This window comes from Streptomyces sp. NPDC050674, assembly GCF_040654575.1.
Taxonomy (GTDB): Bacteria; Actinomycetota; Actinomycetes; order Streptomycetales; family Streptomycetaceae; genus Streptomyces.
In genome coordinates this window covers 94,848-107,538 of the sequence record NZ_JBFAIG010000020.1, presented here as the reverse complement: position 1 = coordinate 107,538, position 12,691 = coordinate 94,848, and the positions used below count along the sequence as shown (strand labels likewise).

Sequence of the window (12,691 nt, the reverse complement as noted above, 5' to 3'; positions counted from 1 at the left end):
CTCACCTCTGTGAGTACGTGCTCAAGCGTCTCCCGAGACTCCGACGAGCCCGTTTCGGGAACCGCGGCCACCGCGAGGACGTGGCTGTTGCTGGAACAGCCCGGTCCGTGGGGTGCCAAGGCGCTCACTTCGAGCCACCTGGACCCCGCCCTGGGCCGTGCCCTGGAAGCGGCCGCCAAGGACACGGGCGTACGGATCGCGCTGATCCGCCGCCCCGGGCGGCACGCCGACCGCCGTATGCCCGCCGCACGCCGGGTGTACGCGGCCCACGTCGTCCCGGGCAACGTGTGGCTGCACAGCGCCTCGACCACGGATCCCGGGGAGCTGCTCGGTCTCGACTTCGCCGCGCTCGGCCGTGGCGACCGTCACACCTTCGACGCGGTGCTCGGCGGCCGGCCCCACCACGGGGATCCGCTCGCCCTCGTCTGCACCAACGGCAAGCGCGACCGCTGCTGCGCCCTCCTCGGCAGGCCCCTGGCGGCCGAGCTGGCGACGTCCGGGGTCGAGGGCGTCTGGGAGGTCACCCATCTGGGTGGCCACCGCTTCTCCCCCACCGCGCTCGTGCTGCCGTACGGGTACGCGTACGGCCGGGCCGAGGCGCACTCGCTCAAGGAGGTCCTGCACGGCGCGCGCGAGGGGCGCATCGTCGTGGACGGCTGCCGGGGCAGCTCGGCCTGGGAACGCCCCGGGCAGGCGGCCGAACTGGCCGTGCGCAGCGCGACCGGCGAATGCGGCGCCGAGACGCTGAGCGTCGTCCGGACGGTCGGCACGGCTCCGCGCTGGGAGGTGACCGTCGCCCACACCGACGGACGCCGCTGGCAGGTCGAGGTGGCCCAGGGAACGGCGCTCCCGCCCCGCCAGGAGAGCTGCGGAGCATCCGTCCTCGGCTCACCCGCGCGCATGGACGTGGTGGCGGTGCGCGAAGTGCGGTTGACGACGGCCCTGGCCGGCTGACCGCCCGGCACGTCCGCGGGCCCCACCGGCTCTCCGGCTAAGCGCCGTCCGGTACCGGCACCGCCGCTCCGGAGGCCGATCACGCCCGGGCACACATTGATCTGGAGATCCGTGCCACACCGGTCTACGGCCGCCGCCCGGCCGCACGTACCGTCTTGGGTATGAGCGCCACTCCCCCCGCACGCCGTCTGCGCCTCGGCCTGCCCCGGCGGATGTTCTCGCAGGTGCTGCTGATGCAGGTGGCGATCGCCGCGGGAGTCGCGGTCCTCGCGACCGGACTGTTTCTCGCGCCTCTCGGCGACCAGCTGGACGACCAGGCGATGCGCCGCGCCCTCGCGATCGCGCAGACCACCGCGCAGCAGCCCGGGCTCGCGGACGAGGTGAGGGACACGCCTCCGTCGCCGGAAGGCCCGGTGCAGCGGGAGGCGGAGCGGATCCGGAAGGCCACCCGGGCCGAGTACGTCGTGGTGATGGACTGGCGGGGCGTGCGCTGGTCGCACACGGACCGCGAGCAGATCGGCGGCACCGTATCGACCGACCCGGGCCAGGCGCTGGCGGGCAAGGAGGTCATGGAGATCGACAGCGGCACCCTGGGCCGTTCCGCCCGGGGCAAGGTACCGCTGCGCGACAGCGACGGCACGGTCGTCGGCGCGGTCTCCGTCGGTATCGCCTACGACAGCGTCCGGGCCCGGTTGATCCACGCCATCCCGGGGCTGCTCGCGTATGCCGGCGGCGCCCTGGCCGTGGGCGCCCTGGCCGCGTGGCTCATCTCCCGGCGGGTCCAGCGGCAGACGCGGGACCTGGCCTTCTCGGACATCGCGGCGCTCCTGTCGGAACGCGAGGCGATGCTGCACGGCATCCGCGAGGGCGTCGTCGCCCTGGACCGCACCGGCCGCATCCGCCTCGTCAACGACGAGGCACAGCGCCTCCTGGGGCTCGGGCAAGTGGTGGTGGGCCGCTCCCCCGACGAGGCGCTCGGTGCGGGCCGTACGGCCGATGTGCTGGCCGGACGCGTCACCGGCACGGATCTGCTCACCGTGCGCGGACAGCGGGTGCTGGTCGCCAACCGCATGCCCACCGACGACGGAGGCGCCGTGGCGACCCTGCGTGACCGCACCGAGCTGGAGCAGCTGGGCCGCGAACTGGACTCCACCCGAGGCCTGATCGACGCCCTGCGCGCCCAGGACCACGAGCACGCCAACCGTATGCACACGCTTCTGGGCCTGCTGGAGCTGGAGATGTACGACGACGCCGTCGAGTTCGTCGGCGAGGTGGTCGGCGATCACCGGGCCACCGCGGAACAGGTCACCGAGCGGATCGAGGACCCGCTGCTCGCCGCCCTCCTGGTCGGCAAGGCCACCGTCGCGGCCGAGCGGGGTGTCGCCCTGTGGGTGTCGGACCGGACCCGGCTGCCCGACCGGCTGGTCGACCCCCAGGGCCTCGTCACCGTCGTGGGGAACCTGGTGGACAACGCCCTCGACGCCGTCGCCGGAAAGCCGCACGCGCGCGTGGAGGTCGAACTGCGCGCCGAGGGACGGAAGGTGACCCTCAGGGTGCGCGACACGGGGCCGGGGATCCCGCCGGAGCACCGTGAGTTGATCTTCACCACGGGATGGTCCACGAAGAAGCCGCCGGCCCACCGGGAACGGGGTATCGGCCTCTCCCTGGTGCGCAGGCTGGCCGAGCGGCAGGGCGGCAGCGCGACCGTCGGTGAAGCACACGGCGGGGGCGCGGAGTTCACCGTCGTCCTGCCCGAGGCGCTGGCCGAGCCGGGTCCGGAACCGGCCGCCCTGACCGTGCCGTCAGCTCCGCAGACCTCCGAGGAGGAGTCCTGATGATCGAAGTCCTGGTGGTGGACGACGACACGAGAGTCGCACGGGTCAACGCCGCCTACGTCGAGAAGGTGCCGGGCTTCCACGTCGCCGGGGAGGCCCACAGCGCCGAGGAGGCACTGCGCCGGATGGAGACACTGCCCCGGCTGGACCTGGTGCTCCTGGACCACTATCTGCCGGACGCGACGGGGCTCGCGGTCGTCCAGGAGATGCGGCGGCGCGGCCACCAGAGCGACGTGATCATGGTGACGGCGGCTAGGGACGTCTCCACCGTGCAGGCGGCGATGCGGCACGGGGCGTTGCAGTACCTGGTCAAGCCGTTCGCCTTCGCCGGTCTGCGCGCCAAGCTGGAGGCCTACGCGGAGCTGCGCCGCACCCTCGACGGCGGCGGGGAGGCGGAGCAGGCCCAGGTGGACCGCATCTTCGGCGCCCTGTCCGCGTCTTCGGAGCCGGACCTGCCCAAAGGCCACTCCCCGACCACCGCCGAGCTGGTCCGCCAGTCCCTGATGAGCGCGGACAAGCCCCTGTCCGCCCAGGAGATCGCCGAACGGACCGGGGTGAGCCGCCAGACCGCCCAGCGCTATCTGAAGCTCCTGGAGCGCACCGGACGGGCCAGGCTGACCCTCAAGTACGGCGACGCGGGCCGCCCGGAACACCGCTACGTATGGGCGACCCGCGGCTAGGGCGACCCGCCGGCGACCGGCACCGGCTCCGGCCCTGCGCCGCTCCCGTCCCGTCTTACGCCGCTCCCGCCCCGGTCAGCGACCGCACCTCGGTCTCCGCGTGCTTGGCCTCGTCCGGGACCTCCGCCGAGGTGACGGTGCCCAGCCAGCCCGCGAGGAAGCCGAGGGGGATCGAGACCAGACCCGGGTTCTGCAGCGGGAAGTACTGGAGGTCGATGCCCGGGAAGAGCGAGTCGGGGCTGCCCGAGACCACCGGGGACAGCACCACGAGCGCCACGGCCGGAACCAGGCCGCCGTAGACGGCCCATACGGCACCCCGTGTGGTGAAGCCGCGCCAGAACAGGGAGTAGAGCAGCACGGGCAGGTTCGCCGACGCGGCGACGGCGAAGGCCAGGCCCACCAGGAACGCCACGTTCAGGTCCCGCGCCAGCAGTCCGAGCGCGATCGCCACCACGCCGACCCCGACGGCCGCGACCCGGGCCACGGCCACCTCGCTGCGCGGCTTCCCGCCCCGGCGCCGCAGGGACGCGTACAGGTCGTGGGCCACGGACGCCGAGGACGCCAGCGTGATGCCGGCGACCACGGCGAGGATCGTGGCGAAGGCGACCGCGGCGACGATCGCGAAGAGAACCGTGCCGCCGGTTGATCCCGCGCCACCGCCCAGATCGAGCGCCAGCAGGGGCACCGCCGTGTTCCCGGCCGCGTTCGAGCCCCGTACCGCGTCCGGCCCCAGGATGGCGGCCGCGCCGAACCCGAGCACGATCGTCATGAGGTAGAAGCCCCCGATGAGCCCGACGGCCCAGACGACCGACCTGCGGGCGGCACGCGCGGTGGGCACGGTGTAGAACCGGGACAGGATGTGCGGCAGCCCCGCCGTACCCAGCACCAGAGCCAGTCCCAGACTGATGAAGTCGAAGCGGGCGGTCCAGTCCCCGCCGTACTTGAGCCCGGGCGCCAGAAAGGCCTGCCCGTGCCCACTGCGCTCGGCCGCCGTGAGCAGCAGCCGGTCCACGTCACCGTGGAAGCGCACCAGGACGAGGACCGTCAGCGCGATGGTGCCGCCGAGCAGCAGGACGGCCTTGACGATCTGGATCCACGTGGTCGCCCGCATCCCTCCGAGCGACACGTAGATCACCATCAGCGCGCCGACCCCGATGACGGTCCAGGACCGCGCGGCGTCGCTCGTCCCGCCGAGCAGCAACGCCACCAGACTGCCTGCTCCGACCATCTGCGCCACCAGGTACAGCACGGACACCGTGACCGAGGACGTCCCCGACGCGATCCGCACCGGCCGCTCCCTCATCCGCGACGCCACGACATCGGCGAGTGTGAACCGGCCGCAGTTGCGGACCAGTTCGGCGACCAGGAACAGCACCACCAGCCACGCCACCAGGAACCCGACGACGTACAGCAGCCCGTCGTAACCGAACAGCGCGATGAGTCCGGTGACTCCCAGGAAGGAGGCGGCCGACATGTAGTCGCCCGCGATGGCAAAACCATTCTCCATGGGTGAGAAGAGCCGCCCGCCCGCGTAGAACTCCTCCGCCGAACCACGCCGGTTGCGACTGACCCACGTCGTGATCCCCAGCGTGACCGCGACGAACCCGCTGAAGAGCAGCAGCGCCAGCGTCTGGTGTTCCTCCGTCACGACCCACCACCGTTCACGCCACGCGTCAGTTCCTGGGTCTCCCAGCGCAGTTCGAGCGCCGCCCGGTCCCTGCGCAGCCGCGCGTGCCGCGCGTACGCCCAGGTGAGCAGGAACGTCGACAGGAACTGCCCGAGCCCCGCCGCCATCGCCACGTTCACCGCCCCAGCCACGGGCCGCGCCATCAGCTCCGGCGCGGTCGTGGCGGCCACGACATAGCCCAGGTACCAGACGAAGAAGGCCGCGAACCCCGGCACCACGAACCGCCGGTACCGCCTCCTCACCTCCTGGAACGCCGCGCTGCGCTGCACCTCCAGGTAGACGTCGCCCGCCGCGGCAACCCGCTCGCTCTCCACCCGCGCCGACGGGACCACCGAGGGGGCGGGCACCCCGGCATCGGCCGACTCGCCCCAGCCGGAGGCCAGGGCGTCGTACCAGGGATCCTCGTACCTGAGCTGTTCGGCCTCTTCGGCCGGGACCGGCTCATGGCGGTCGAGAGGACCGACCCGACTCTCCTGGCCGGTCCCGCCGCCGCGGGAACGGCCCTTGCTTGGCTGCATGCCCAAGGATGGACAGAACGGGAAGATCCCCGACTCTTCTTCCCCTCGCTCTTCACCCCATCAGGTGACTGACCTGCTGGTGGCCGCACGAGTCCCTTCGCTGTGGCGTAACGCACTGCCTGTGCCCGGCCCTTGGGGTGACAGGCCCGCGTCCCCCGACAGCGGGCTGGGCACGGCCCGTGCGAAGAGCCCGCACGGCCGGGCCCTCCCGGACCCGGCCGCGGTGCCACAGCCCGCCGGAACGGCTACGCGTCGATCCGCGACCGGTCCAGCGTCGCCGCCGAGTTGGAGATGAACTCCTTGCGCGGCGCCACGTCGTTGCCCATCAGCAGATCGAAGACCTGCTCGGCGGCCTCCAGGTCGGACAGATTGATCCGGCGCAGGGTGCGGTGACGCGGGTCCATCGTGGTCTCGGCCAGCTGGTCGGCGTCCATCTCACCGAGACCCTTGTAGCGCTGGATGGAGTCCTTGTACCGGATGCCCTTGCTCTGGAACTCCATGAGCGTGTCGCGCAGTTCGCGGTCCGAGTACGTGTAGACGTACTTGTCCTGGCCCTTCTTCGGCTGGACGATCTCGATGCGGTGCAGCGGCGGCACCGCCGCGAAGACCCGGCCGGCCTCGACCATGGGCCGCATGTAGCGGTGGAACAGGGTCAGGAGAAGGGTGCGGATGTGCGAACCGTCGACATCGGCGTCGGTCATCATGATGATCTTGCCGTAGCGGGCCGCGTCGATGTCGAAGGTCCGGCCCGAGCCGGCTCCTATGACCTGGATGATCGCGCCGCACTCGACGTTCTTCAGCATGTCCGTCACGGACGACTTCTGCACGTTGAGGATCTTGCCCCGGATCGGCAGCAGCGCCTGGAACTCGGAGTTCCGGGCGAGCTTCGCCGTGCCGAGCGCGGAGTCGCCCTCGACGATGAACAGCTCGCTGCGGTCGACGTCGTCACTGCGGCAGTCGGCGAGCTTGGCCGGCAGGGAGGAGGACTCCAGGGCCGTCTTGCGGCGCTGCGCGTCCTTGTGCTGCCGAGCGGCGATACGCGTCCTGGCCGCGGCGACGGCCTTCTCCATGACGACACGGGCCTGCTGGGCGGCGTCCCGCTTGGTGGACGTGAGGAACGCCTTCAGTTCCTTCGAGACCACGTTGTTCACGATGCGGCGGGCCGCCGAGGTCCCGAGGACCTCCTTGGTCTGCCCCTCGAACTGCGGCTCGGCGAGACGCACGGTGACGACCGCGGTCAGGCCCTCCAGGGCGTCGTCCTTGACGATGTCGTCCTCGGCGACACGCAGCAGCTTCTTGGCGCGCAGCACCTCGTTCATCGTCTTGGCGACGGCCTGCTCGAAGCCCGCGACGTGGGTGCCGCCCTTGGGCGTGGCGATGATGTTGACGAACGACCGGAGCGTGGTGTCGTAGCCCGTCCCCCAGCGCAGCGCCACGTCGACGCCGAGCTCGCGGGTGACCTCGGTGGGCGTCATCTGGCCGTGGTCGTCCAGGACGGGGACGGTCTCCTTGAAGGTGCCCTGCCCGGAGAAGCGGAGGACATCGCAGACCGGCTTGTCGTTCGCCAGGTACTCGCAGAACTCGCTGATCCCGCCGTCGAAGCGGAACGACTCCTCGCCCTTGCTGCCGCCCTCACCGAGCCCGTACTCGTCGCGCACGACGATGGTCAGGCCCGGCACCAGGAACGCGGTCTGGCGGGCGCGCTGGTGCAGCGTCTCCAGGTTGAGCTTGGCGTCCTTGAGGAAGATCTGGCGATCGGCCCAGTACCGCACGCGCGTGCCGGTGCGGCTCTTCGGGATCTTCTTGGCCTTGCGCAGGCCGCTCTTGGCCTCGAACTTCGCCTCCGGGCTGTTTCCGGCGAAGGCGCCGGGGACACCGCGCCGGAAGCTGATCGCGTGGGTGTGCCCGTTGCGGTCCACCTCGACGTCCAGCCGGGCGGACAGGGCGTTCACCACGGAGGCGCCGACGCCGTGCAGACCGCCGGAGGCGGCGTACGAGCCACCGCCGAACTTTCCGCCGGCGTGCAGCTTGGTCATGACGACCTCGACACCGGAGAGGCCGGTCTTGGGCTCGACGTCGATCGGGATGCCCCGGCCGTTGTCCCGGACCTCGACCGAGCCGTCGTCCTGGAGGATCACCTCGATGTGGTCGCAGTATCCGCCGAGGGCCTCGTCGACGGAGTTGTCGATGATCTCCCAGACGCAGTGCATCAAGCCACGGCTGTCGGTGGATCCGATGTACATACCCGGGCGCTTGCGGACGGCCTCGAGCCCCTCGAGGACGAGCAGGTGCCGCGCGGTGTAGTTGGAACCGTCCCGGTCTGCTCCTGCCAGCAGAGCTGTGGACGGCACGGACGTCTCGGCGGTCACGCGGTTCGCTCCTCGCTGAATTTCAGATGGGGCCCTCATGGGTAAGGGCGCGGCTTCAGTCACCGGTGAGAGGGTACCGAGGCCTGGTAGAGCCGTTGTAACGCCACCCTCGTCGGAAACTCACCCTAGTCCAGACTCGCATGTACGTTCGATCCCTCGATGGAGTGAAGCACACATCACGTTCCCTTCCAGGCATGAACCATTTAGGCTCCGGGCACGTCCTCATGAACAACCGGCAACCCAGCCGGGAGGACCGACCACCGATACAACGCGAAGCCCCGTAAGACACATAGACACGCAATACGGCACATTCGCCGCCAACCGGCAGCAGACAGCCGCCTCGCAAGATTCTTTCGAGGAAAAGCCACGAGCGGGAACGTTTTGGGGCTGGTTGGATGTTGACCCTGGTACGACAGCTCGTCGAGCTAGAGAAGAGGCGACGTGACTACTGTTCTGACCCCCGCGAGCCCGCTGACGGCCGCTGATCGTTGCGACCGCTGCGGCGCCCAGGCGTACCTGCGCGTCGTACTGCTCAGCGGCGGCGAACTGCTCTTCTGCGCCCACCACGGCCGCAAGTTCGAGCCGGAACTCAAGAAGATCGCCGCTGAGATACAGGACGAGACGGAGCGACTCACGGCCGCTCCCGCGAACGCCGCCGAAGAAGAGCGCTGACACCTCGCGTCCGACGACGAGCCAGCCCGGCACAGGCCGGTGAACGGGCGGTTGCCTCTGGTCACCAGAGGCAACCGCCCTTCCTCGTCCCCCAGGCCGGCCTCAGGCTCCGTCGGACGCCTCAGACACCGTCCGTGGCTCGTGTCCAGCCGAGCGTCCGCACGATGTCGGACACCCGCATGTACACCCCGGGGTTGCCTGCCCGTCCGCAGCCGATCCCCCAGGACACCAGCCCGATCAACCGCCCCTGAGCCACCAGCGGCCCTCCGCTGTCCCCCTGGCAGGCATCGCGGCCCCCTTCGGCCTCCCCGGCGCAGAGCATGCTCCTGGCGTCGTAGGTGCCGTCGGCGCCGCCCGGATACGCCTGCTCGCACAGCGTGTCCGGAAGCACACGCACCCGCGCCGCCCGCAGACCGCTCGGGTACTCGCCCGCGCCCGAGATGTCGCCCCAGCCGTACACCGTCGCGGTTTCGCCGGCCGCGTACGCGGGGTCCCCGTCGGCGGCCATGGGGATGACGGACTCGCCGGGCAGCGGCTCCGCCAGGGTGAGCACGGCGAAGTCCCCGGCGTTGGTGAGACCGTTGTAAGCGGGGTTGACCCAGGTACGGCGCACGGCGATCTCCTGGCCTGCGCTGCCCGTGAGCAGGTCGGTGCGCCCTGCTATGACCTTGAGATCCCGCACCCGCTCCGGCGGCCCGCCGAGGACGCCCTCGTCCAGGCAGTGGGCCGCGGTGAGCACGGTGGTGGGGCCGACCACCGCGCCGCCGCAGAACTGGCCGGCGCGCGTACCCCCGAACCGGTCACGACTGGACAGGGCCACCGTCCACGGGCTCTCGGACGCCTCGACGGGAAACCCGCCTATGACCACGCTGTCGGCGGCCACAGAGGCGCTGGAGCCCATTGATATGACAGATCCGGCGGCTGCCAGGGCCAGCGACAGGCCCACAGCTCGTGCCAGTCGGCGACGCATACGCTCTCCTCACTCCGTGGTGTCCGTGAGACACCCAGAGTGATCCACCTCGCCGGACCCCGCACCCGCGGCGGGACAGCACCGCGAAGGCCCGGCCCCCGAGGGGGACCGGGCCTTCGGCGTCGTACGACCGTGTTCAGTCCAGGTAGTCGCGCAGCACCTGCGAACGCGACGGGTGGCGCAGCTTCGACATGGTCTTGGACTCGATCTGACGGATCCGCTCACGCGTGACGCCGTAGACCTTGCCGATCTCGTCGAGGGTCTTCGGCTGACCGTCGGTGAGACCGAAGCGCATCGAGACGACGCCCGCCTCGCGCTCGGACAGGGTGTCCAGGACGGAGTGCAGCTGCTCCTGGAGCAGCGTGAAGCTCACCGCGTCGGCCGGGACGACGGCCTCGGAGTCCTCGATGAGGTCACCGAACTCGCTGTCGCCGTCCTCGCCCAGCGGGGTGTGCAGCGAGATGGGCTCGCGGCCGTACTTCTGGACCTCGATGACCTTCTCCGGGGTCATGTCGAGTTCCTTGGCCAGCTCCTCCGGGGTGGGCTCGCGGCCCAGGTCCTGGAGCATCTGGCGCTGGACGCGCGCCAGCTTGTTGATGACCTCGACCATGTGCACCGGGATACGGATGGTGCGGGCCTGGTCGGCCATGGCGCGGGTGATCGCCTGACGGATCCACCAGGTGGCGTACGTGGAGAACTTGTAGCCCTTGGTGTAGTCGAACTTCTCGACCGCGCGGATCAGACCGAGGTTGCCCTCCTGGATGAGGTCCAGGAAGAGCATGCCGCGGCCGGTGTAGCGCTTGGCCAGGGAGACCACCAGACGGAGGTTGGCCTCCAGCAGGTGGTTCTTGGCGCGGCGGCCGTCCTCGGCGATGATCTCCAGCTCACGCTTGAGCTTGGGGGCGAGCTTGTCGGCGTTGGCCAGCTTGTCCTCGGCGAACAGACCCGCCTCGATGCGCTTGGCGAGCTCGACCTCCTGCTCGGCGTTGAGCAGGGGGACCTTGCCGATCTGCTTGAGGTAGTCCTTGACCGGGTCGGCGGTGGCACCTGCGGCGGCCACCTGCTGCGCCGGCGCGTCGTCCTCGTCCTCGTCGGAGAGCACGAAGCCCGCGTTCTCGGGGGTGCCCTCGGGTTCCTCACCGGCCTTGCCGGGGGCTGCCTCCTCGAGCACCTCCTCCTCGATGATCTCGGCGTCGTCCTTCTTGGCGCTGGTCTTCTTGGCCGCCGTCTTCTTGGCGACGGTCTTCTTCGCGGCCGCCTTCTTGGCGGTCGTCTTCTTGGCAGCCGCCTTCTTGGCGGGCGCCTCCTCCTCGACGGCGGACTCGGTGGCGGGCGCCGCCGGCGTGGCGGTGGCGGTGGCCTTCCGGGTGGTCACCGCCTTGGCCGCGACCGTTTTGGTGGCGGTGCGCTTGGCGGGACTCTTCGCTGCGACGCTCTTTCGGGTGCGCTTGGGCTCTGCGGCACTGACCATCAGCGTCACACCCTCTTCCTCGAGGATCTGATTGAGGCTGCGCAGTACGTTCTTCCACTGAGTGGCCGGAATCTGGTCAGCTTCGAAGGCCCGACGCACGTCATCGCCGGCGATCTGCCCCTCAGCCTTTCCCCGCTCAATGAGCGCCATGACAGAGACGGACTCGGCGATCTCCGGCGGGAGCGTACGGGATGTGCTGGCCGACACGAACAACCTCTCGGAACGTTGGAAAACGGCTTCCGGCCCCGTCCACGGAGGGACAGGAGCCGACCGCCGGCTTGGGGATGGGCCGACGGTGCGGGCGGGGGCCGGGAAGATGCACAGCGCCGTGTACGGCGTCCGTATTCCCTCCGCGGCTGTCACCTCTTAGGTCATCGCGTTCTTCCCGGGAGTGTTACGCCCAATCTGCGTGGCCCGAGTCACACCCCGTAAGCGAACAAAAACGGTCAGACGCCGACATAAGAGGTCAGACGTGATGGCGACCTGGCCGTCCCGTCGGGTTCCGGCCCCTTCGCGCCGTCGGACCCCGCGAGATCACAAGGATCCCACGGGGTCCGACGGGAGGCGGATCACCGAACAGGCACTGCCACAGGAGGGGGGTGGCACACCCGGCCGCGCCGCCCGCGGAACGGGTTCAGTGCTCGCGCGGGGCGGGTACGACCCGTTCCACCTCGGGGTGGACCGTGAGGAGTTGCCGCATGGCCGCCTCGGCCGCCGCTCCGTCGCCGGCGGCGAGGGCGTCACAGATGCGGCCGTGGTGCGCCAGGGACGCGTCGTTCGGCCGGTCACAGCCCGTGACCGGACTGCCGGAGACATGCAGGGCCGCGGACACGATCCCGGACAGATGTTCCAGCATGCGGTTGCCCGCGACCTGGATGAGCAGCGAGTGGAACTCGGAATCGGCGCGGGAGAAGGTGAGCGCGTCACCCTGGGTCATCGCATGCCCCATGATCTCGACCATGTCCGCCAGGCGTTGCTGAACGTCCTCGCGCCCGTGCCCGGCGGCGAGGCGGGCGGCCAGCGGCTCGATCGTCCACCGCAGCTCGCTCAGCTCGCGGCGCTGGTCGTCGCGCTGCGGCCCGTAAGCCCGCCACTCGATGATGTCCGGGTCGAGGAGGTTCCAGTCACTGACGGGACGCACGCGCGTACCGACGTTCGGACGGGCGCTCACCAGGCCCTTGGCCTCCAGGACGCGCAGCGACTCGCGGACGACGGTGCGGGAGACCTCGAAACGCTGGCCGATCTCCTCGGGCACCAGCGGGCGGTCGGCGCCCAGGTCGCCGGAGACGATCATCTGGCCCAGCTGCTGAACGAGTTGGCCGTGCAGCCCGCGCCCGCGGCTGCCCGCGGCGCGTCGGCCCACACGGCCGAGCTCGGGGTCCGCGCCCTCCCAGGCAGGGATCCCGACGCGGTCGACGGCGGGTGCCTCCGCGTACGGGTAGCGGTCGAGTTCGCCCGGGCTCGCGAGGCCGGAGTCAGCGGAGCGGGCGGCGGTCATCATGGTGTGCGCAAGGGTACTCACGCATCCTTTGTCG

Annotated in this window: 10 protein-coding genes; 4 read left to right on the top strand and 6 right to left on the bottom strand. The window is 70.6% G+C overall.

All coding sequences use genetic code 11. The annotated features are described in order from the left end of the window. Positions 1 to 9 precede the first annotated feature (9 nt). The 3 genes from AB0I06_RS28735 (at position 10) to AB0I06_RS28725 (ending at position 3,469) form a co-directional block, all read left to right on the top strand. A complete protein-coding gene (locus AB0I06_RS28735) occupies positions 10 to 954 on the top strand; it encodes a sucrase ferredoxin (protein WP_363121737.1) in 945 nt (314 codons plus the stop codon). A 161-nt stretch (positions 955 to 1,115) separates the two neighbouring features. After that, positions 1,116 to 2,789 (top strand): sensor histidine kinase, encoded by a 1,674-nt coding sequence (locus tag AB0I06_RS28730; protein WP_363121736.1) that lies wholly within the window; start codon positions 1,116 to 1,118, stop codon positions 2,787 to 2,789. Continuing rightward, positions 2,789 to 3,469 (top strand): response regulator, encoded by a 681-nt coding sequence (locus AB0I06_RS28725; RefSeq protein WP_363121735.1) that lies wholly within the window; start codon positions 2,789 to 2,791, stop codon positions 3,467 to 3,469. The genes AB0I06_RS28730 and AB0I06_RS28725 overlap by 1 nt, the downstream gene beginning before the upstream one ends. A 55-nt stretch (positions 3,470 to 3,524) precedes the next feature. On the opposite strand, the gene AB0I06_RS28720 is transcribed toward AB0I06_RS28725, so the two are convergent. The 3 genes from AB0I06_RS28720 to AB0I06_RS28710 all read right to left on the bottom strand — a co-directional run bounded on the left by AB0I06_RS28720 (position 3,525) and on the right by AB0I06_RS28710 (position 8,043). Beyond that, on the bottom strand, positions 3,525 to 5,117 hold the full coding sequence (locus AB0I06_RS28720) for a cation acetate symporter (protein ID WP_363121734.1): 1,593 nt from the start codon (positions 5,115 to 5,117) through the stop codon (positions 3,525 to 3,527). Continuing rightward, positions 5,114 to 5,674 carry a DUF485 domain-containing protein gene (locus AB0I06_RS28715; RefSeq protein ID WP_363121733.1) on the bottom strand — a complete coding sequence of 187 codons (561 nt, stop codon included), beginning with the start codon at positions 5,672 to 5,674 and terminating at the stop codon, positions 5,114 to 5,116. Before AB0I06_RS28715 ends, AB0I06_RS28720 begins: the two co-directional genes overlap by 4 nt. 245 nt (positions 5,675 to 5,919) lie before the next feature. Further along, positions 5,920 to 8,043 carry a DNA topoisomerase IV subunit B gene (locus tag AB0I06_RS28710; protein ID WP_363121732.1) on the bottom strand — a complete coding sequence of 708 codons (2,124 nt, stop codon included), beginning with the start codon at positions 8,041 to 8,043 and terminating at the stop codon, positions 5,920 to 5,922. Between the two features lie 441 nt (positions 8,044 to 8,484). Here AB0I06_RS28710 and AB0I06_RS28705 point away from each other — a divergent pair, with 441 nt between their 5' ends. Beyond that, positions 8,485 to 8,715: a hypothetical protein gene (locus AB0I06_RS28705; RefSeq protein ID WP_363121731.1), complete on the top strand. Its 231-nt coding sequence runs from the start codon at positions 8,485 to 8,487 to the stop codon at positions 8,713 to 8,715. Between the two features lie 121 nt (positions 8,716 to 8,836). On the opposite strand, the gene AB0I06_RS28700 is transcribed toward AB0I06_RS28705, so the two are convergent. The 3 genes from AB0I06_RS28700 to AB0I06_RS28690 form a co-directional block, all read right to left on the bottom strand. Further along, positions 8,837 to 9,685 carry a serine protease gene (locus AB0I06_RS28700; RefSeq protein WP_363121730.1) on the bottom strand — a complete coding sequence of 283 codons (849 nt, stop codon included), beginning with the start codon at positions 9,683 to 9,685 and terminating at the stop codon, positions 8,837 to 8,839. Between the two features lie 136 nt (positions 9,686 to 9,821). Continuing rightward, a complete protein-coding gene (locus AB0I06_RS28695) occupies positions 9,822 to 11,363 on the bottom strand; it encodes an RNA polymerase sigma factor (RefSeq protein WP_363121729.1) in 1,542 nt (513 codons plus the stop codon). A gap of 427 nt (positions 11,364 to 11,790) precedes the next feature. Then, complete coding sequence (locus tag AB0I06_RS28690; protein WP_363121728.1) at positions 11,791 to 12,678, bottom strand: FCD domain-containing protein; 888 nt, start codon at positions 12,676 to 12,678, stop codon at positions 11,791 to 11,793. Between the last annotated feature and the right edge of the window lie 13 nt (positions 12,679 to 12,691).

What these genes read in the sequence shown, in the direction of transcription:
- AB0I06_RS28730 (WP_363121736.1), top strand. Translation starts at nt 1,116, where the DNA reads ATGAGCGCCACTCCCCCCGCACGCCGTCTGCGCCTCGGCCTGCCCCGG.
- AB0I06_RS28725 (WP_363121735.1), top strand. Translation starts at nt 2,789, where the DNA reads ATGATCGAAGTCCTGGTGGTGGACGACGACACGAGAGTCGCACGGGTC.
- AB0I06_RS28715 (WP_363121733.1), bottom strand. Translation starts at nt 5,674, where the DNA reads ATGCAGCCAAGCAAGGGCCGTTCCCGCGGCGGCGGGACCGGCCAGGAG.
- AB0I06_RS28700 (WP_363121730.1), bottom strand. Translation starts at nt 9,685, where the DNA reads ATGCGTCGCCGACTGGCACGAGCTGTGGGCCTGTCGCTGGCCCTGGCA.